Source organism: Pseudoalteromonas sp. 120-MNA-CIBAN-0494 (assembly GCF_040308885.1).
In the GTDB taxonomy this organism is placed as follows: domain Bacteria; phylum Pseudomonadota; class Gammaproteobacteria; order Enterobacterales; family Alteromonadaceae; genus Pseudoalteromonas; species Pseudoalteromonas nigrifaciens.
In genome coordinates this window covers 57402-78703 of record NZ_JBEOOE010000004.1, presented here as the reverse complement: position 1 = coordinate 78703, position 21302 = coordinate 57402, and the positions used below count along the sequence as shown (strand labels likewise).

The following is a 21302-nucleotide window of genomic DNA, read 5'->3' as shown; positions in this document are numbered from 1 at the left end:
AGGTAGTGGAGAATAATTGTGGCGCAATCTAATCAATCTACAGATCTTGCACTTGCTAGTGGCGGTATTGAGCAAAGCGATAGTGACGATCAACAAGAACAAAAGTCGGGCTATTTAAGTGCGTTAAGCGGTATTGATGTATTGCGTCAAGTTACCCTTATTATTGCACTGGCGATTTGTTTGGCAATTGCCATTTTTGTGATTATTTGGGCACGTCAGCCAGATATGCGCCCATTAGGTAAAATGCCCACCGAAGAGCTAATTCAAACGCTTGATTTTTTAGATGCGCAAAAAATAGATTATCAACTAGATGGCAATGTAGTGTCGGTTGATGAAAGCGAATACCAAAATATAAAATTATTAATGACTCGCGAAGGCTTGGATCAAGGTCCTACTTCTGGTTCAGACATAATAATGCAAGACATGGGCTTTGGTGTAAGCCAGCGCTTAGAGCGCGAGCGCCTAAAGCATGGCCGAGAGCAACAACTTGCCCGCACTATAGAAGAGCTAAATAACATCACTCGCGCCAAGGTGCTGTTAGCTATTCCAAAAGAAAACGTATTTGCCCGCAGAGAGAAAAAACCATCAGCAACGGTCGTACTTACGCTTAAACGCGGACGCTCGCTTAACAGCGAAGAAGTAGACTCTGTTGTGGATATTATAGCCTCAGCAGTGCAAGGATTAGAGCCTGCACGTGTAACGGTTACCGATCAAAATGGCCGTTTATTAAATTCGGGCTCACAAAGCTCACTTTCTGCGCGTTCTCGTAAAGAGTACGACCTAGAGCGTAAGCGCGAGCAAGAATACCTAGAAAAAATTGATAGCATTTTAATCCCTATTGTTGGTTTGAGTAATTACACTGCGCAAGTTGATTTGAGCATGGACTTTAGCTCATTAGAAGAAACGCAAAAACGTTATAACCCAGACCTACCAGCGGTAAGAAGCGAAACCACGTTTGAGGAAAACAACATAGGCGGCTTAGCTGTGGGTATTCCTGGCGCGTTAAGTAATCAGCCTCCGGTAAATTCAGATATTCCAGAAGTAGCAGGCCAAGGCGGCGCAGGAAGTGCTACTTCACCGAGTCGTACGCATAAAGAAGCCACGCGTAACTATGAGCTCGATACTACTATTTCGCATAAGCGCCAACAAAGCGGCACGATTCGCAGAATTAGTGTATCGGTAGCGGTTGATTATTTGCCAACAGTGGGCGAAAACGGTGAAACCACCATGACCCCGCGCTCGGTTGAGGCACTGTCAAATATTCGACGTTTATTACAAGGTGGTGTTGGCTTTGATATACAGCGCGGCGATGCCCTAGAAGTAGTAACAGTTCCCTTTGTACGAGAAGCCGTAGATATGAGTTTTGAAGTACCTTTATGGGAACAAGACTGGTTTATGAAAATAGTACGCTTAGTACTGGCTGCATTGGTTATTATTGTGTTGATTATGGCTGTAGTTAAACCTATGCTAAAACGCTTAATTTACCCTGACAGCACGCTTGATGAGTACGATGAAGATGCACTTAGCTCAGGGGTTGATATTGGCGATAATAGCTTAGATATGCTAAATAAAGACTTTGATTCTGCTTCAGTTGGCTTCTCAAGCGATGGTACACTGCAGCTACCCGATTTACATGGTGACGAAGACTTACTTAAAGCCGTTCGTGCCCTTGTAGCTAACGAACCAGAACTATCATCACAAGTAGTGAAAGCGTGGTTAACCGAAGATGACTGATCAAAACCAAAAACAACTCCCAGCAGCTTTCGATGTTGATAAGCTAGATGGCGTAGATAAAGCGGCCATATTGCTATTAAGTTTATCTGAAGAGGATGCAGCGCAAATACTCAAACATTTAGAGCCCAAACAGGTGCAAAAAGTGGGTATGGCGATGGCCGGTTTACAGGATTTATCGCAAGCTAAAATAAGTGCAGTACATAATTTATTTATAGAACAAATTCAAAGCTTTAGTACAATTGGTTTTCAATCAGAAGACTTTATTAAAAAAGCGCTTACTGCTGCATTAGGTGAAGATAAAGCCGCTAGCTTAATTGACCAAATAGTAATGGGATCGGGCGCTAAAGGACTTGATTCGTTAAAGTGGATGGACTCGAAACAAGTAGCTAACATTATTCGTAATGAGCATCCGCAAATTCAAACCATTGTATTATCTTATTTAGAGCCTGAGCAATCTGCCGAAATACTGGCGCAGTTTCCTGATAAAGTGCGCCTGGATTTAACCATGCGTATTGCTAACCTTGAAGAAGTGCAGCCAGCTGCCTTGCAAGAGCTTAACGAAATTATGGAAAAACAGTTTGCAGGCCAAGCGGGTGCGCAAGCTGCGAAAATGGGCGGCTTAAAAGCGGCTGCCGATATTATGAACTACCTAGATACCAACGTAGAAGGGCAGTTAATGGACTCTATTCGTGAGCATGACGAAGAAATGTCGCAACAAATTCAAGATCTTATGTTTGTGTTTGAAAACTTAATGGACGTAGACGACCGTGGTATTCAAGCAATTTTACGCGAAGTACAACAAGACGTACTAATGAAAGCTATTAAAGGTACAGACGATGCGCTTAAAGAAAAAATACTCGGTAATATGTCTAAACGTGCTGCCGAAATGCTTGCCGATGACTTAGAGGCAATGGCACCAGTGCGTATTAGTGAAGTAGAAGCAGCGCAAAAAGAAATACTCTCTACGGCGCGTCGATTGTCTGACTCGGGCGAAATACAGCTTGGCAGCGGCGGCGGCGAGGAGTTTTTATAAACCATGACTAAATCGTCAATGCACAAAGGGCGTCCACTGCACGCAGATGAAGCCGATGAACTATTAAAGCACTGGGATGTTCCTGATGTAGCACCCGATGAAAAAAGCTTTGGTAATCGCTCTACTGCCTTTGGTACACCGCTTGCTGAGTTGTATCGAAAAGAAATGGCTGAAGAGTCGCTAATTGAAGAGCCGCAAGAACCTGAGTTACCTGCGCTTACTATGGCCGAACTTGAGCGCATTAGACAAGATGCGTTTGAAGAAGGTGTAAAACAAGGGCACGAGCAAGGTTACATAGATGGTTTTGATAAAGGTGTTACCGAAGGTAAAGAAGCTGGCTACAAAGAGGGCCTAGAGCTGGGAAAAACCCAAGGCCAAGAAGATGTAAAACCACTAATAGAGGAGCAGTTAACTGGCCTACGTAGTATTTTAGAGGGGTTAACCGCGCCGCTAAGTAAAGTAGATGAGCAAGTTGAAAAGCAATTAGTGCAATTAGCCGTTATGCTTGCAGAAGCTATTATTTATCAAGAAGTAAAAACCTCTCCTGATGTTATTTTACACACCCTTAAACACAGTATTGATGCGCTTAATACCGAGCAAGAAAAAGTACGTATTCATTTACACCCCGAAGATTTAGAGCTAATAAAGCAAAGTTATGGCGAGCAAACAGTGACAGATAATAACTGGCAGTTGATTGCAGAGCCAACGTTAGAGCGAGGCGGCTGCGAAGTTAAAACGGCGCAATCATCGCTTGATATGACACTTAAAACGCGTGTCAAAGAAACATTGGATAGTTTTTTGCATAGCAGTAGTATCTAACTATTTTATTGGTCTGTTATGTCTGCTTTAGATGTTTCATTAAGCGAACGCTTATCTCAATACAAACAGCATATTAAACCGCCAACACTTGCTGTAGCGGGTATTTTAACGCGAGTAGTTGGCCTTACCCTTGAGGCTAAAGGCTTACGTGCGCCTGTAGGTAGCCAATGTAAAATAGAAACTATGAACGGCTTTGTTGATGCCGAAATAGTTGGTTTTAACGACCAAACCTTATATTTAATGCCAAACGATCATATATCGGGGGTGCTCCCTGGTGCTCGGGTGATCCCCCAACTTAACGACACAGGTTTACCTGTAGGCATGAGTTTGCTGGGCCGCGTAGTTGATGGCTTAGGTCGTCCTCTTGATGGTTTAGGTAAAATTAATGCCGAGCACTATCTTAAGTTTGCCCAAAAACCGATAAACCCTCTTTCAAGACGACCTATAAGCCAGCCTATGGATGTAGGCGTGCGTGCTATAAATTCAGTAATAACAGTAGGACAAGGCCAGCGAATGGGCTTGTTTGCAGGCTCGGGTGTAGGTAAGTCGGTACTGCTTGGTATGATGACTCGTGGTAGTGAAGCCGATGTTATTGTGGTGGGACTGGTGGGTGAGCGTGGCCGCGAAGTAAAAGAATTTATTGAAGAAATACTTGGTGTTGAGGGGCGTAAACGCTCGGTGGTTGTAGCAGCACCGGCAGATTCTTCACCATTAATGCGTTTAAAAGGCTGCGAAAGTGCGGTAACAATTGCAGAGTACTTTCGCGATCAGGGATTAAACGTTTTGTTATTGCTCGATTCGGTAACGCGCTATGCCATGGCGCAGCGTGAAATAGCACTTGCAGTAGGCGAGCCACCGGCGACTAAAGGCTACCCGCCTTCGGTGTTTGCAAAACTGCCAGCGCTGGTGGAACGTGCCGGTAACGGCGGAGAAGGGCAAGGCTCTATTACTGCCTTTTTTACCGTACTAAGTGAAGGCGATGATATGCAAGACCCCATTGCCGATGCGGCGCGCGCTATACTCGACGGCCATATTGTACTTTCGCGGGAACTGGCCGACAGCGGTCATTACCCGGCAATTGATATAGAAAAATCCATTTCGCGAGTGATGCCACAAGTGGTATCTGAGACGCATATGCAACAAGCGCGAGTGCTTAAGCAGGTATATTCTATGTACCAGCAAAATAAAGACATGATCACCTTAGGTGCGTATCAAAAAGGGACAGATCAAATGCTTGATCAAGCCATAAATATGATGCCAAGAGTAAATGCCTTCTTACAGCAAGGCATGCGTGATGTAATTAGTTACGACGACGGCCTGCAAGGGCTAGCGCAGTTATTAGGGCAAGCATAATGGCTAAAAACAAACTGCATTTATTACTAAAGATTGAAAACGATAAAGAAGAAACGCTGCGGATGAGCTATTTGCAGGCGAATCAAAATTTGCAGGCAAACCAGCAAAAACTCCAAGGTTTAAATAACTTTAGATTGGAATACACCCAGCAATTACACATTAAAGGGCAGTCGGGCTTATCAAGTGCTGGGTTTAGTCAGTTTCATGCATTTATTGCTAAAATAGAAGAAGCAATTCGCCAACAAGCCAATACAGTTAACACTGCAAAACAAGTGGTTAGCCAGCGTAAAACCCTGTGGTTAAAGCAGCAAATTAAGGCTAAAGCAGTCGCTAAACTCATAGAAAAACAACAGTTAAAGGCCGATGTGCTAGTGGCTAAAAATGAGCAAAAAATGTTGGATGAATTTTCGGCTAATCAATTTTTTCAACGACACAACAATCGACTTTAGTAAGTAGCGAGTACTTTAACCGCTTTAACAAAAGCTTGTACCTTATAAACAAAGGCACGTTAATTGCTTTGTTGTTAAATGAACTATAATTTTAGGCATTATTGGGTGGTTTGTTGCCGCTTTATATTAGGTGATTTATGACGATTAATGATATTTCAATGTTAGCGGTATCTGAGCAAGACGCTTACTCTAATAAACAAACGAGTAACTCAAGACGTAATGATGACTCTGATACTGGTTTTTTTAATCAGTTAGAAGATGCCAATAAAGCGGCTTACAATAATAACAGCAAAGCTAAAGCAGGCGCTAGCAATGCTAAGGCTGAGCAGCCTGAAACACAAGACGATGCTGTTTCGGGCGATAGTATGTTGGCGCAAATAAATGCTGCGCACACTATAGACACCACAGTTAAAAAGAACGCTGATGCTAAAGCCGAGGCTTTAGATGAAGACGCTAAGCAATTAAAAGGGAAGCCTGATGATCAGCTTGCCCCTATTGTAATTGCACCGCAAAAAGGTGTGCTTAGCGATGTTGCAGCAAGCGCTGAGGCGGCAAACGAAAAGCTAATGCCCTTATCTCAAAGTATGGCCACTGCAAATAATAAAGGCGATGCAACAGCGCAAAAACAATCTGTAGATGCCGCAGTAATGAACTTGCTAAGCAAAGATAGCGAGGCAATTAAAGCAGATCCGTTACTTGCTAAACTAACACCCGAGCAGCATGAGCAATTAACTACGCAGCTGCAGGCAAGTAGCAAACCCAATGGCAACGACAACCTAGCAACGTTAAAGCAAATGCTTACTCAATATGTTGTTGAAAGTGATAAAGCAAGCGCGGCAGACACGGCTAAACAGGCCTTAAATTCTCAAATAAATGCTTTGACCACACCAGAAAAACAAGCGCTACTGAGCCAGTTAAATAGCTATATTAAAAATGAGCAGCCCCAAGGTGAGCAACTAGCAAGTATTAAGCAAACAATTGCAGATTTAAGCGCATCGATTGATAAAAAAGCATTAATAACTGCAGATGATAAAACAGCATTAAACGCACTTAGCGATAAAGAACTCACTAAATCGTTAGAGTCATTGCAAAAAAATAACACTGAACAGTTATCACCCCGAGCAGCACAATTATTGACGCAAATTACCAGTACGGTAAATGGTTTAGGCCTATACGATGGTGTAGGGTATGAGCAAACTATAATTGATATGCAAGCGTTGCAGGCTGGGCAATTACAAAGCACAGCGCAAGTTAAACAAGCAAGCTTGGACCCAGGCGTTATGCAAGCGCTTAATATTATAAAAAGTGACGCGGCAAAAATGTTGCAAGAGCGAGTGAGCTCTATGCTTAGCATAAATAATAAAGTAGCAGAAATTCGTCTCGACCCACCAGAAATGGGCAGTATGCAAATTCGCATCAGAAGCGATGCAGAGCAAGCACAAATAAACTTTGTAGTACAAAACCAGCAAGCTAAAGAAGCGCTTGAACAATCGCTTCCGCGCTTACGCGAAATGCTTGCCCAACAAGGCATAGATTTAGGCGAAAGTACTATTTCTTATGGTGAGCCTGGAGGGCAAGGAGCAGAGCAAAATGATGACAACGATAGTCGTCGTTTAGCTGATAATGAATTGACTACTGATGAAAACGATGAGCAAATTAATACACAAATGCCAAGTTCTCGACAACAAACGTCATCATCAATAGATTACTATGCCTAAGTACTGCTATTATAATAGCTAAAACAAGCAAGTACCTTTGCTAATAAAGGAAATATCATGGCTGAAGAGACTAATTTAGAAATAGAAGAAACAGGTAACAGCAAAAAGAAAATCATAGTAATTATTGCAGCTGTATTGCTTGTTATTGTTGCAGCTGTTGTTGGTTATTTTTTGCTTTCGGGCTCAGACACGCCAGCGGAAACGTTAAATGATGAAGCCGCTACAGCACAGCAAACAAGCTCTTCTACAGGCTCATCGGCCAAAATAGGCAGCGCACTTTATGTTGCAATGCCAAGACCTTTTGTATTTAACATACCGGGCTCTAGTCGCGATAGAATTGTGCAAATTAAAGTGGAATTATTAGTGCGCGGCGAAGCAAACGAAGAAACCGCTAAAAAGCATATTCCACTAATAGAAAGTACATTATTAAGTATATTTTCTATGTCCACGGCTGACGAACTAAGCACCAGTGTAGGTAAAGAAAACTTACGCTTTGCAGCACTAGAAAAAGTACAAGCTAGCTTAATGGACGTTGAAGGCAGTAAAGTAATTGAGCGGGTATTATTTACCGGCTTTGTGATGCAATAAGGGGCTAGCGTGAGCGATTTATTATCCCAAGACGAAATTGATGCGTTATTGCATGGTGTTGATGACGTTGACGAGGAAGATATACCCGAAGGTGAAGACGGTGAAGGCAATACGCTTCAGTATGACTTTTCTTCGCAAGATCGGATCGTACGTGGACGAATGCCGACACTGGAAATTGTTAACGAACGCTTTGCTCGTCATATGCGAATTAGCCTATTTAACATGATGCGCCGCACCGCTGAGGTGTCTATAAATGGCGTGCAAATGATTAAGTTTGGCGAGTATGTGCATACTTTGTTTGTGCCAACTAGTTTAAATATGGTGCGTTTTAGACCTTTAAAAGGCACCGGCCTTATAACCATGGAAGCACGTTTAGTGTTTATTTTGGTTGATAACTTTTTTGGTGGTGATGGCCGCTACCATGCAAAAATTGAAGGGCGTGAATTTACCCCTACAGAGCGACGCATTGTGCAAATGTTACTAAAAATAATCTTTGAAGATTATAAAGAAGCATGGGCACCGGTAATGGATGTATCGTTTGAATACTTAGATTCTGAAGTAAACCCTGCTATGGCTAACATTGTAAGCCCAACCGAAGTGGTGGTTATTAGCTCTTTTCATATTGAATTGGATGGCGGCGGAGGGGACTTTCATATTGCTCTACCTTATTCTATGCTGGAGCCAATTAGAGAGCTGCTTGACGCGGGTGTGCAATCGGATACCGAAGACACCGATTTACGTTGGAGTAAGGCACTACGCGATGAAATAATGGACGTAGAGGTTGAGTTATCTACTCAGTTATTGGAAGTGGATTTAACGCTAAAACAAATAATGGAACTTAAAGCGGGTGATATTATTCCGGTAGAAATGCCTGAGCATATAACTGTATTTGTTGAAGAGTTACCGACATTTAGAGCTAAAATGGGCCGCTCACGCGATAGTGTTGCGCTGCAAATTAGTGAAAAAATTAAACGACCTGATTCAGTTAAATCTGAGCTGCATGTATTTACCAAAGGCGGCAAGAAAATTGATTCAGATGCAGAATTAGCAGAACTAGAAGATGATTTACACCTCTCTGACGGTGTAGACTTAGACTGGTAATTGATTAAAAGGTTAAACGTATGAGCGATGATCAAGACACTATGGATGAATGGGCAGCAGCTTTAGCCGAAGCTGAGGGTACTGATGACAGTGGCCAAGCAAAAGTAACTGAACTCGATGAATTAAGTGATGCAAAACACGAGATCAGTGGCGATGAAAAACGCAAGCTCGATACAATTTTAGATATACCTGTGACTATTTCTATGGAAGTAGGGCGCTCTAAAATTAATATTCGTAACTTATTACAATTAAACCAAGGCTCGGTGGTAGAGCTTGACCGTGTTGCAGGTGAGCCGTTAGATGTACTGGTTAATGGTACTTTAATTGCCCATGGCGAAGTGGTGGTAGTAAACGATAAGTTTGGTATTCGTTTAACCGACGTAATTAGCCAAGTAGAACGGATCAAAAAATTACGATGAGTATGGTTGTTGCTTTAACCAGCTCGGTATTTACAAAAGCAGAGCAGGTAACACCCACAGGCGATATTCTCTCTATGGTGTTATCGCTTGTTATGGTGCTGGTGCTAATTATAGTACTGGCATTTTTTGTGAAAAAGTTTAATCCAAATTTAGCAAATAGTGATGAATTTAAAGTAGTGCGTAGTTTACCGCTGGGCTCGCGTGAGCGTTTAATGGTGGTAGAAATAGACAACACACAACATTTGTTAGGGGTTACCCCGCACAGCATTAACTATTTACATAAATTAGATACACCTTTGAGTGAAAAAGAGCTACCAGAATTAGCAAAACGCTTTAGTAAGCTTTTAAATCCACAAGCAAATCAAAATAAAAAGAATTAAAATTATGACTAAATGCCTGCTTCTTATTTTTGTCATGCTGTTTGTACCAAATGTAAGTGCAGAAGGAATAGACGCACTAACCATTACCACAAATGCAGATGGCACCCAAGATTACTCGGTAACGCTGCAAGTATTGGCTATTATGACCGCGCTGAGCTTTATTCCGGCGGCTATAATCATGATGACCTCGTTTACCCGTATTATTGTAGTGCTGGCTATTTTACGCCAAGCCATAGGTTTACAACAAACCCCTTCAAATCAAGTATTGCTAGGCATGTCTTTATTTTTAAGTATTTTTATTATGGCGCCTATTTATCAGCAAGTGAACGAGCGCGCTATAGAGCCCTACCTAAGCGAGCAAGTCACTTCAATGGAAGCATTGGAGCTAGCAAAAGAGCCAATGAAAGCCTTTATGCTGTCGCAGGTGCGTATTAAAGATTTAGAAACCTTTGCCAAAATAGCAGGATACGATCAGTTAGACTCGCCAGAGGCCACGCCGTTAATTGTACTTATTCCGGCGTTTGTAACCAGTGAGCTGCAAACGGCCTTTATTATTGGTTTTATGTTTTTTATTCCTTTTTTAATCGTGGATTTAGTGGTGGCGTCGGTATTAATGGCCATGGGTATGATGATGTTATCGCCAATGATAGTGTCTTTGCCGTTTAAAATAATGCTGTTTGTGTTGGTTGATGGCTGGAGCTTAGTGATGGGAACCTTGGCAAAAAGCTTTGGTTTAGGCACATGACCTTACTTAACACTAAGCGAATTACGCACTAGGAGTACGCCGTGGAACCAGAAGTATTTGTTGATATTTTAAGTAGCGCGCTGTTTTTAGTAATTAAATTGGTTTCTGCTATTGTAGTGCCGGGCTTAATTGTGGGCTTAGTGGTTGCCGTGTTTCAGGCTGCAACTTCAATTAACGAGCAAACGTTGAGTTTTTTACCACGCTTACTTATTACTATAAGTGCGCTTATTGTTGGCGGCCACTGGTTTACCCAAGAGTTAATGGACTTTTTTACCCGCCTAGTATTACTTATTCCTGAAATTGCAGGCTAGGTATGGAATTACCGTTTGCTGTCGTTATTCAATGGTTGAGTGACTTTTTACTGCCGTTAGTGCGCATTAGCTCAATGATTATGGTAATGGCTGGCCTTGGCGCTAAAAACGTACCTACTCGTATAAAAATGGGCTTAGCAATTGTTGTTACCTTTGTTGCTGTGCCTATGCTGCCGCCTGCTACTTTTACTAATTTGTTTTCGTTTGAAATGATTTTAGTGGTTATTCAGCAAATGCTAATAGGCATTGCGATTGGCTTTGCATCTACCTTATTGTTAAATACCTTTGTGTTAGCTGGGCAAATATTGGCTATGCAAACGGGTCTTGGTTTTGCCTCTGTGGTTGACCCCTCTAATGGTTTAAGTGTGCCTGCAGTAGGGCAGTTTTATCTTATTTTAGCGACCTTATTATTTTTTGTATTTAATGGTCACCTAATGATGATTCAAATGGTGATACATAGCTTTGAAGTGCTGCCAATTGATGGTAATTGGTGGTCGGTGGATCATTACTGGGACATAGTAACCTGGGGTGGCTGGATGTTTACCACGGCGCTTGTGCTCTCACTTGCACCGCTTACCGCTATGCTGGTAATTAATATGTCGTTTGGCATTATGACCCGCGCCGCGCCGCAGCTTAATATTTTCTCTATTGGTTTTCCGTTTACTTTAGTTGCAGGGCTTATCATTATTTGGGCGACCTTAGGTAACTTTGTATCGCAGTTTGAGTTTCAGTGGCTAAAAATGGTCGAGTTAATGTGCTCATTAGTGGGCTGCTCGCCTTAGGAGGTTATTGTGTCTGAAGATTCTGGACAAGAAAAAACCGAAGAACCCACATCCAAAAAAGTAGAGGATGCCAAAAAGAAAGGCCAAATAGCGCGATCCAAAGAGTTGGGCACTATGTTTGTGCTTATCTTTTCGGCTATTTCGTTGCTCATGTACGGCCCCGAAATTGGTAAAGGTTTGTATAACGTAATGGGTAGAATGCTTAGCCTTAACCGTAACGAAACCTACGACACCACCAAAATGTTTGCCGTATGGGGCGAAGTGGCCGATGCGCTGATGTTCCCTATGGCAATGTTTGTATTTATTATTGTATTAGCTGCTTTTATTGGTAACACCATGTTAGGTGGCTTTAATTTTAGTTGGCAAGCTGCTGCGCCTAAAGCTAGTAAAATGTCGCCCGCTAAAGGCTTTAAACGTATGTTTGGCCCCCAAGCTGGGGTGGAGCTGTTAAAGTCGCTGTTAAAATTTGGTTTAGTTGCCAGTTTTGCAGTGTTTTTAATTAATACCTTTTTTGATGAAATACTGCACTTAAGTGTAGAAAGCGCCCCAGGTAATATTATTCATGCCTTAGAAATATTGGCTTGGATGTTTTTAGGCTTGTCTTGTACCTTAATTATTATTGCTGCGATTGATGCGCCATTTCAAAGTTATAATCACAATAAACAACTTAAAATGACCCTTCAAGAAGTAAAAGACGAGTATAAAAACTCAGAGGGTGACCCACAAATAAAAGCGCGAATAAGGCAAACCCAGCGGCAAATGTCGCAAAAACGTATGATGCAAGATGTGCCCGATGCCGATGTTATTGTAACTAACCCTACCCATTACTCTGTGGCTTTAAAGTACGACACCGAACGTGCCGGAGCACCTATAGTAGTTGCCAAAGGAATTGATGAAATGGCAATGCAAATTCGTAAAATAGCGATTGGTAATGAAGTGCCTATTTTAGAATCGCCATCGCTTACTCGAGCGCTTTATCATACTGCAGAAGTGGGGGAGCAAATTCCGGATCAGTTATTTACCGCAGTTGCGCAAGTATTAGCTTATGTGTTTCAGCTTAAGCGCTTTAATAAAGGGCGCGGAAAACGCCCCACCAAACTTAATAAAAAACTGCCTATTCCTGACGATTATCAGTATTAATTTAAATAACCTATAACTTGGAATAGTTATTGCAATTTCAAAGTAGTGTCAATTTTTTGAAATTGTAGGGTTATGGGATTTAAAGCGGTATTACAACAATTTAACAAAGATAAAAAAGAGTATGCCAAAGGCGTAGGTACACCATTAATGGTACTTGCTGCGCTGGGTATGGTCATTTTACCTCTTCCTCCGTTCCTGCTTGATATATTATTTTCTTTTAATATTGCCCTTGCTTTGGTGGTGTTACTGGTAACTGTATACACCATGAAACCACTTGAGTTTGGTATGTTTCCGGCTGTGTTACTAATCGCCACTATTATGCGTTTGGCACTTAACGTTGCCAGCACCCGAGTAGTATTACTTGAGGGCCACAATGGTGGTGATGCTGCCGGTAAAGTAATTGAAGCCTTTGGCTCTGTGGTTATTGGTGGTAACTATGCAGTAGGTTTAGTGGTGTTTTTAATCTTGATCATCATAAACTTTGTGGTAATTACTAAAGGTGCTGGGCGTATTTCTGAAGTGTCGGCGCGTTTTACCCTAGACGCTATGCCGGGTAAACAAATGGCAATTGATGCCGACATGAATGCGGGCTTTATTAGCGCCGAGCAAGCCCGAGAGCGCCGCGAAGAAGTAACCCGCGAAGCCGACTTTTATGGTTCTATGGATGGTGCCAGTAAATTTGTAAAAGGCGATGCTATTGCCGGTATTGTTATATTAATTATTAATATTGTTGGTGGCTTATTTGTTGGCATGATCCAACACGATTTAAGCTTTGGCAATGCCATGGAAATTTATACCTTGCTTACCATAGGTGATGGCTTAGTTGCGCAACTCCCTTCATTATTACTCTCTATTGGTACTGCTATTGTTGTAACGCGTCAAAATGAGTCGCACAACATGGGCGATCAATTTAAGAAACAACTCGGTAACGAAAAGTCGTTATTTATTGCTTCAGGCATTTTAATCATTATGGGCTTAGTACCTGGTATGCCACACGTAGCGTTTTTAAGCTTGGGCGCACTATTAGGTTATTTAGCTTACTACACTCAACAAAATAAATTAAAAGCGGCAGCAGTACTTGCAGAGGAAACCGCTAATGGCAGCACAGTAGGTACAGGCATTGCCAATAAGCAAGAGCAAAAAGAGTTAGGCTGGGACGATGTGCAGCAAGTTGATGTAATTGGTTTAGAGGTAGGTTACCGACTTATTCCATTGGTTGATCAATCCCAAGGTGGTGAATTGCTAAACCGCATTAAAGGCGTGCGTAAAAAGCTCTCTCAAGAATTAGGCTTTTTAGTGCCGCCGGTACATATACGCGATAACTTAGAACTAGACCCAAATGCATACCGAATTACCTTAATGGGCGTATCAAGTGGCGAAGGCGAACTAAAACACGGCGACGAATTGGCAATTAATCCGGGGCAAGTATTTGGTCCTATAAAAGGGATTGAAACTAAAGATCCGGCTTTTGGTTTAGATGCGGTGTGGATCAAGCCAGATCAAAAAGATGAAGCGCAATCGCTTGGTTATACCGTGGTTGATTCGGCGACTGTGGTTGCCACTCATATTAGCCAATTACTCACCAATAATGCGGCGTTATTATTAGGCCACGAAGAAGTACAAAATCTATTAGATATGCTAGCAAAAAGTCACCCAAGGTTAGTAGAAGGCTTGGTGCCTGATGTATTGCCATTAACTACCATAGTTAAAGTTTTACAAAATTTATTAAACGAAGGTGTAGCTATTCGCGATATGCGCTCAATAGTACAAACCCTTGTAGAGTATGGCCCGCGTAGCCAAGATCCAGATGTTTTAACCGCTGCGGTACGTATTTCACTGCGTCGATTAATAGTTCAAGATGCAGTGGGCATGTCTTCAGAAATCCCTGTCATAACCTTGGCGCCTGAGTTGGAACAGATGTTGCATCAGTCATTACAAAATGCAGGCGACGAAGGTGCCGGAATAGAGCCAGGACTTGCAGAGCGACTTCAAGTGTCATTAAACGAAGCGCATCAAAATCAAGAAATGGCCGGTGAACCTTCAATACTGTTAACGTCAGGAATGTTACGCACTGTGTTATCTCGTTTTGTTAAGTACACCATTCCAGGATTGCGAGTGATGTCTTATCAAGAGATACCAGACGAAAGGCAGATCAAGATTGTTAGCTCAGTAGGCCAACAATAAGATTTTAAAGGGGTTGAACCATGAAGATTAAACGTTTTTTTGCTAAAGATATGCGCACAGCACTTAAAGAAGTTAAAGATGAGCTAGGTGTTGATGCGGTTATTATGTCTAATAAAAAACTCGCAAACGGCGTAGAAATTGTCGCAGCGGTTGATTATGACAAAGCAGCCCCTAAAGCCGCCGCGCCACAACAAAGTGTGCCGCTGCAGCAGCGTACGGCACATTCTGCCCACTCGCAAAGCATGCATAACTTTGTAAAACCAGAGCCACAGCGTGCTAGACCTGAGCCACAAGCAAAAGTAGCCGACAGCTTACAAGCATTATTAGAGCGCCAGTCGCCGCGTCCACGTTCAGCAGAATTGGCTTCAATGTTTTCGCAATCAGGTATAGATACCTCAGAGCATTATCAAGAGCCGGTCGCTAAACAACGCCCTACAAATATGTTTGCGCGTGAAGAAGCCGCGCAAGCACGCCCACAAACGCAAGCTGACAGCTTAGGTTTTGATGACCTAGACCGTGATTTTGATGAATTAGACACGCCAGTTGCGCAGACACACACGACTAAAAATACCGAAAGTGAAGCAATGAGCACAATGCGTGAAGAAATGAACGCAATTCGCCAGTTATTAGAGCACCAAGTGTCGGGTTTAATGCAGCAAGATATGGCGCGCCGTGACCCAACGCGCGCATGCATGATTGACCGCTTAGTAGGCATGGGAATCGATAAAGAAGTTGCTGAGCAAATGGCTTGTTTTGTACCTGAAGATGTTCCGCGTCAGCAGGGCTGGAAAGCGCTGTTAACTATGGTTGAAGATCAGATGCAAACCACGAATAACGAAATTTTGCGCCAAGGTGGTGTTTACGCATTAGTTGGCCCAACCGGTGTGGGTAAAACCACTACAGTGGCTAAGCTCGCAGCATTAGGTGCACAAAAATATGGTGCTGATAAAGTAGCGCTAATTACTACCGATACTTACAGAATTGGTGCTTACGAGCAGCTTGCAACATATGGCCGTATTATAGGCTGTGGGGTTAAACAAGTTAAAGATGCGAACGAACTGGCTGAAGTGTTATATCATTTACGTAACAAGCGCTTAGTACTTATAGATACCGCAGGTATGAGCCAACGTGATTTACGTTTAACTGAGCAGCTAAATACCTTAATGCGTAATCAGCGTGTGGATATTCGTAATTACTTAGTATTAAGTGCCACTGCGCAAATAAATGTGTTACAAGAAACCGTAAGACACTTTAAAAAAGTACAGTTAAGCGGTTGTATTTTCACTAAACTCGACGAATCATTAAGTTTAGGCGAGATAATTAGTATTGCGATTCAAAATCGCCTGCCAATAGGGTATCTTACTAATGGTCAACGAGTACCTGAAGATATTCGAGTTGCAAATGCAGAAAAACTAGTGAAAAAAGCTGAGCAATTATATTTAAAGAGAACAAAAGTACAACATTCACGACACCAATCAGTGGCGTCGAGCACAGTAGAGATGTATGATTAACACAGTATTAGATCAAGCAAGCGGCCTGCGTAAAATGAGCAAAAATAATAATAACGGCGTTAAGGTTATCGCCGTCACTGGCGGTAAAGGTGGCGTTGGAAAAACAAATGTATCGTTAAATACTGCGATCGCTTTAGGCCAGCAAGGCAATAGAGTGTTAGTGCTTGATGCCGATTTGGGTTTAGCCAATTGTGATGTAATGCTTGGACTACGTGTTGAGCGTAATTTATCGCATGTGTTATCTGGCGAATGTGAGCTTGATGAAATACTAGTAGAAGGCCCCGCTGGGATCAAAATAGTACCAGCGACGTCGGGTTCACAAAGTATGGTTGAGTTGTCGCCTGCAGAACATGCTGGGCTTATTCGTGCTTTTAGCGAACTCAATACTGATTTTGATATATTAGTTGTTGATACCGCTGCCGGTATATCGGATATGGTGCTGAGTTTTTCTCGCGCTGCACAAGATGTTTTGGTTGTGGTATGTGACGAGCCAACTTCAATAACCGATGCCTATGCACTGATCAAAGTATTAAGCCGCGAACATGGCGTGTATAAATTTAAAATTGTTGCCAACATGGTGCGTTCATTACGCGAAGGGCAAGAGTTATTTGCAAAGCTATCAAAGGTTACAGACCGATTTTTAGATATATCAATGGAGCTGGTTGCAACCGTTCCTTATGATGAAAATATGCGCAAAGCAACACGTCGTCAAAAAGTAATTGTTGAACTGTTTCCTAGTTCTCCAGCTGCACTTGCCTTTAAAACATTAGCAACAAGAATAACAAAGTGGCCAATACCGAACCAGCCTTCGGGTCATTTAGAATTTTTCATTGAGAAACTCGTTAACGGCTAACTATGACTACATTGGTGAATAGAGCTATGGGATATGAATCAACACAAAATTTAAATATGATTGTTGAAAAGCATGCTTCATTAGTAAAAAAAGTAGCATGTCATTTAATTGCTCGTTTACCCCCTAGTGTACAACTCGATGATTTAATTCAATCAGGAATGATAGGATTAATAGAGGCGTCAAAAAACTTTGATGCCACTAAAGGCGCTAGTTTTGAAACCTTTGCGGGTATTCGTATTCGGGGCGCTATGCTTGATGAAATGCGCCGTGGAGACTGGGCTCCTCGCTCAGTACATCGTAAAAGCCGCCAGGTTATAGAAGCTATTTCAGCATTAGAAAGCAGCCTGAATCGTGAACCTACAGACAGTGAAGTTGCCCAAAAGCTTGAAATTACACTAGAGCAATATCATCATATTTTAACCGATGTTAATTCCAGTAAAATCTTGGGAATAGAAGATTTAGGTATTGATGAGGATGTTATAACACCTGTTGGGCACGATTTAGCACTAGACAAACCCTTTAATAATGTTAAAAATGAAAGGTTTAATGAATCTTTATTAAGTGCAATTAAATCCCTACCAGAGCGAGATGCAATGGTGCTTTCGTTGTACTATAACGATGAAATGAATTTAAAAGAAATTGGACAGATACTCGATGTAAGTGAGTCGCGTGTAAGTCAGATACATGGTCAGGCGATGATTAAGCTAAAAGCAAAAATCAATGACTGGATAAATTAGAAGTAAGTAAATACAGGTTTAGGCCTCACTGGAGGATGTTTTGGATAAAAACATAAAAATTCTTGTTGTTGATGACTTTTCAACGATGAGACGTATTATTAAAAACCTATTGCGTGATTTAGGGTTTACCAATGTTTTAGAAGCAGATGATGGCTCAACTGCTTTACCTATGTTGCAAAATCAATCATTTGACTTTGTAGTAACAGATTGGAATATGCCGGGCATGCAAGGTATTGACTTGTTAAGAGCAATACGCGCAGATGACAAATTAAAGCATCTTCCGGTTTTAATGGTTACTGCAGAAGCTAAAAAAGAGCAAATTATTGCAGCAGCCCAAGCAGGTGTTAATGGTTATATTGTTAAGCCATTTACTGCGGGTACATTAAAAACTAAATTAGAAAAAGTGTTCGAACGCTTAGGTTAATAAGGGGAGAGGCTTATGTCAGCACCTGCTGCGCCTCAGATTACTTTAGAGCAAGCACGTCAGCTGGTCACTTTTTTAGAAAACGGTGAGCAACATAAAGCTGATCAGTTAATTTTAGAAACTGCTTCTCAAGAACAATCATATTTGTTTGCAGAAGTAGGTAAATTAACGCGCCAGTTGCACGAGTCTTTAAAGGGTTTTGAGCTTGACACCCGCATAACAGATTTAACCACTGATGCAATTCCGGATGCTAAAAAGCGACTTAACTATGTCATAGAAATGACAGAAAATGCCGCCAACAAAACCATGGATGCGGTTGAAGCGAGCCTGCCTTTAGCCCAGCAATTAGCTGATGATATTTCGCATATCAAGCCAACCTGGGATCGGTTAATGAGCCGCGATCTTGAACTTGGTGAATTTAAAACATTGTGTCATAGCATTGATAAATTTATGAACAGCTCGCATCTTAAAACCGATGAGTTGCAAGTATTAATGACTAATGTGTTAATGGCTCAAGATTATCAGGATTTAACCGGGCAAGTAATTCGCCGTGTTATTGAGCTGGTACGCGAAGTTGAAGAAAGTTTAATTCATCTGTTAACTGCGTTTGCAGCACAAGATGAAAACGATAACCAAGAGCAACAAAAAACAGAAAACTCGATTGCCGCACAAGCATTAGCAGGCCCAGAAGGCCCTATTATTGATAAAGAATCGCGTGATGATGTTGTATCTGATCAAGACGAAGTTGATGATCTTTTATCAAGTTTGGGCTTCTAATAGGAGAGTAACTGCATGAGCTTTGAAGTCGATGAAGATATATTACAAGATTTTTTAGTTGAAGCTGGAGAAATCCTTGAGCTTTTATCTGAACAATTAGTTGAACTGGAAAATAACCCAGAAGATACTGAATTATTGAACGCTATTTTTAGAGGCTTTCACACTGTTAAAGGTGGCGCGGGCTTTTTAGCGATGTCAGAGCTGGTAGATGCCTGCCATGGCGCAGAAAACGTGTTTGACTTACTGCGCCAAAAAGTGCGAACGGTTAACTCTGAGCTAATGGATGTTATACTTCAAGCACTTGATACTATTAATGAAATGTTTGCTACGATTAAAAATCGTGAGCAACCAGAGCCTGCCGATCCTCAGTTACTCGAAATATTACATAAATTAGGTTTACCGCCCACAGAAGAAGAGCTTGGTGGTGACACTATTGCGCCAGTAATAACGCAAGATGCTAATTTAGATGATGACCCTTTTGCATTTGATGAGTTGTTTGATGCACCCAGTGCAGCAACAAACGCTACAGCAAACGATGCGCATATTGATGAAATTAGCGAAGATGAATTCGAAAACTTACTTGATGCACTTCATGGCAAAGGTAAAGGCCCTGCAATAAAAGAGTCATTAAGTAATAGCAGCGACTTAAGTGGCGATATTACCGACGATGAATTTGATAGCTTATTAGATGAGCTTCATGGAGTAGGAAGTTTTGGTGCGGTAAATAAAACTCCAAAACCTCAAGCAGCTCAAAGTCCGGCTGCTAGCACTAACGATGATGAAATAAGTGACGATGAGTTTGAAGCTTTACTAGATGAGCTGCATGGCAAGGGAGCGGCGCCAAAATCTAAAGAAAGCGCGTCAACACCTGCACCTGTAAATAAAGTTACGGCTCCTAAAGCAGCTGTAGTTAAAGTCTCACCAGTAGCAGTTGATAAAGTTAAGCAGCCACAAGCGGCTGTTGTAGCAGCAAGTGCTAATACCAATACCGCTGCGCCAGTTGCTAAAAAAGCGCCGCCTGCACAAGCTGAAACAACAGTAAGGGTTGATACTAAACGCCTTGATCAAATTATGAATATGGTGGGCGAGCTTGTATTAGTACGTAATCGTTTAGTGAGTTTAGCCACCAGTTCAGAAAGTGAATCTATGAGTAAAGCAATATCTAACTTAGATGTTGTTACAGCTGATTTGCAAGGCGCGGTAATGAAAACGCGAATGCAGCCAATCAAAAAAGTATTTGGCCGTTTTCCGCGTGTTGTTCGCGACTTAGCACGTACCTTAAATAAAGATATTAATTTATTGCTGGTTGGCGAAGAAACCGATTTAGATAAAAACCTAGTTGAGGCACTGGCCGATCCATTAGTGCATTTAGTACGTAACTCGGTTGATCATGGTATAGAAATGCCAGATGATCGTGAAGCTGCGGGTAAACCGAGAACAGGTACCGTTACGCTTTCTGCTTCGCAGCAGGGGGATCATATTTTGCTTACCATTAAAGATGATGGCGCAGGTATGGATGCTGAAAAACTAAAACAAATAGCAATTAAAAAAGGTGTGCTTGATCAAGAGCAAGCAAGCCGTTTGTCTAACACCGAAGCTTACAACCTGATATTTGCGCCAGGGTTTTCTACCAAAGAAGCAATATCTGATATTTCTGGTCGTGGTGTTGGCATGGATGTGGTTAAAACTAAAATCACCCAGTTAAATGGCTCGGTTAGCATAGAGTCAGAACTAGGTGTGGGCACTATACTTGAAATTAAAGTACCGTTAACTTTGGCTATTTTACCTACCTTAATGGTGGTAGTGAGTGAGCAAACATTTGCACTACCATTAGCAGGGGTAAGTGAAATATTTAACTTGGACCTTACTAAAACGAATGTGGTTGATGGTCAGTTAACTATTATTGTTCGTAAAAAAGCAGTGCCTTTATTTTATTTAGAGCATTGGCTAGTGAAAGGTGCCGATCGTACAAGCCGTAAAGCGCAAGGGCATGTGGTTATTGTGCAAATAGGTACACAACAAGTTGGCTTTGTGGTTGATTCGTTAATTGGTCAAGAAGAAGTGGTTATTAAGCCGTTAGACGCTTTATTACAAGGTACGCCTGGAATGGCAGGTGCCACTATTACTTCGGATGGTGGTATTGCACTTATATTAGATGTACCGAGTATGTTAAAACACTACGCAGGTAAATAATAAAGTAGACGTATACTTTATACGTCTACACAATAAAAATAAGAGAGCAAA

At 41.8% G+C, this 21302-nt stretch carries 21 protein-coding genes; all 21 read left to right on the top strand.

From position 1 onward, the window contains the following. Positions 1–18 precede the first annotated feature (18 nt). The 21 genes from fliF to AAEY55_RS04680 all read left to right on the top strand — a co-directional run bounded on the left by fliF (position 19) and on the right by AAEY55_RS04680 (position 21251). Positions 19–1734 (top strand): flagellar basal-body MS-ring/collar protein FliF, encoded by a 1716-nt coding sequence (gene fliF, locus AAEY55_RS04780; RefSeq protein WP_350550292.1) that lies wholly within the window; start codon positions 19–21, stop codon positions 1732–1734. Beyond that, entirely contained in the window at positions 1727–2767 is a 1041-nt protein-coding gene (fliG, locus tag AAEY55_RS04775; protein WP_193038476.1) for a flagellar motor switch protein FliG, read from the top strand. The genes fliF and fliG overlap by 8 nt, the downstream gene beginning before the upstream one ends. 3 nt (positions 2768–2770) lie before the next feature. After that, a complete protein-coding gene (fliH, locus tag AAEY55_RS04770; RefSeq protein WP_231617933.1) occupies positions 2771–3586 on the top strand; it encodes a flagellar assembly protein FliH in 816 nt (271 codons plus the stop codon). Between the two features lie 18 nt (positions 3587–3604). Beyond that, positions 3605–4939: a flagellar protein export ATPase FliI gene (gene fliI / locus AAEY55_RS04765; protein WP_011327488.1), complete on the top strand. Its 1335-nt coding sequence runs from the start codon at positions 3605–3607 to the stop codon at positions 4937–4939. After that, positions 4939–5388, top strand: a complete 450-nt coding sequence (fliJ, locus tag AAEY55_RS04760; protein ID WP_041454359.1) for a flagellar export protein FliJ — start codon at positions 4939–4941, stop codon at positions 5386–5388. Before fliI ends, fliJ begins: the two co-directional genes overlap by 1 nt. A gap of 137 nt (positions 5389–5525) precedes the next feature. Next, a complete protein-coding gene (locus AAEY55_RS04755) occupies positions 5526–7106 on the top strand; it encodes a flagellar hook-length control protein FliK (RefSeq protein ID WP_350550288.1) in 1581 nt (526 codons plus the stop codon). A gap of 57 nt (positions 7107–7163) precedes the next feature. Further along, complete coding sequence (gene fliL, locus AAEY55_RS04750; RefSeq protein ID WP_197181919.1) at positions 7164–7694, top strand: flagellar basal body-associated protein FliL; 531 nt, start codon at positions 7164–7166, stop codon at positions 7692–7694. 9 nt (positions 7695–7703) lie between these two features. Next, positions 7704–8795: a flagellar motor switch protein FliM gene (gene fliM / locus AAEY55_RS04745; RefSeq protein ID WP_011327492.1), complete on the top strand. Its 1092-nt coding sequence runs from the start codon at positions 7704–7706 to the stop codon at positions 8793–8795. Between the two features lie 20 nt (positions 8796–8815). Continuing rightward, positions 8816–9214 (top strand): flagellar motor switch protein FliN, encoded by a 399-nt coding sequence (fliN, locus tag AAEY55_RS04740; RefSeq protein WP_011327493.1) that lies wholly within the window; start codon positions 8816–8818, stop codon positions 9212–9214. Next, positions 9211–9594 (top strand): flagellar biosynthetic protein FliO, encoded by a 384-nt coding sequence (gene fliO, locus AAEY55_RS04735; RefSeq protein WP_197181918.1) that lies wholly within the window; start codon positions 9211–9213, stop codon positions 9592–9594. Before fliN ends, fliO begins: the two co-directional genes overlap by 4 nt. Before the next feature lie 4 nt (positions 9595–9598). Then, a complete protein-coding gene (gene fliP, locus AAEY55_RS04730; protein ID WP_089367877.1) occupies positions 9599–10339 on the top strand; it encodes a flagellar type III secretion system pore protein FliP in 741 nt (246 codons plus the stop codon). A gap of 41 nt (positions 10340–10380) precedes the next feature. Next, positions 10381–10650 (top strand): flagellar biosynthesis protein FliQ, encoded by a 270-nt coding sequence (fliQ, locus tag AAEY55_RS04725; protein ID WP_011327496.1) that lies wholly within the window; start codon positions 10381–10383, stop codon positions 10648–10650. A gap of 2 nt (positions 10651–10652) precedes the next feature. Continuing rightward, complete coding sequence (gene fliR / locus AAEY55_RS04720) at positions 10653–11432, top strand: flagellar biosynthetic protein FliR (protein WP_058372791.1); 780 nt, start codon at positions 10653–10655, stop codon at positions 11430–11432. A gap of 9 nt (positions 11433–11441) precedes the next feature. After that, positions 11442–12572, top strand: coding sequence for a flagellar biosynthesis protein FlhB (gene flhB / locus AAEY55_RS04715; RefSeq protein WP_089367878.1), 1131 nt, complete (start codon positions 11442–11444; stop codon positions 12570–12572). A 72-nt stretch (positions 12573–12644) separates the two neighbouring features. Beyond that, positions 12645–14756, top strand: a complete 2112-nt coding sequence (flhA, locus tag AAEY55_RS04710; RefSeq protein WP_350550282.1) for a flagellar biosynthesis protein FlhA — start codon at positions 12645–12647, stop codon at positions 14754–14756. Positions 14757–14776: 20 nt separating this feature from the next. Beyond that, complete coding sequence (gene flhF, locus AAEY55_RS04705; RefSeq protein ID WP_350550279.1) at positions 14777–16267, top strand: flagellar biosynthesis protein FlhF; 1491 nt, start codon at positions 14777–14779, stop codon at positions 16265–16267. Continuing rightward, entirely contained in the window at positions 16260–17120 is an 861-nt protein-coding gene (locus AAEY55_RS04700; RefSeq protein ID WP_011327501.1) for a MinD/ParA family protein, read from the top strand. The genes flhF and AAEY55_RS04700 overlap by 8 nt, the downstream gene beginning before the upstream one ends. Positions 17121–17146: 26 nt before the next feature. Then, entirely contained in the window at positions 17147–17857 is a 711-nt protein-coding gene (locus AAEY55_RS04695; RefSeq protein ID WP_011327502.1) for an RNA polymerase sigma factor FliA, read from the top strand. Between the two features lie 40 nt (positions 17858–17897). After that, positions 17898–18281: a chemotaxis response regulator CheY gene (cheY, locus tag AAEY55_RS04690; RefSeq protein ID WP_011327503.1), complete on the top strand. Its 384-nt coding sequence runs from the start codon at positions 17898–17900 to the stop codon at positions 18279–18281. 15 nt (positions 18282–18296) lie between these two features. Beyond that, entirely contained in the window at positions 18297–19058 is a 762-nt protein-coding gene (locus tag AAEY55_RS04685) for a protein phosphatase CheZ (protein WP_011327504.1), read from the top strand. 15 nt (positions 19059–19073) lie between these two features. Next, positions 19074–21251: a chemotaxis protein CheA gene (locus AAEY55_RS04680; RefSeq protein WP_350550276.1), complete on the top strand. Its 2178-nt coding sequence runs from the start codon at positions 19074–19076 to the stop codon at positions 21249–21251. Positions 21252–21302: the final 51 nt, after the last annotated feature.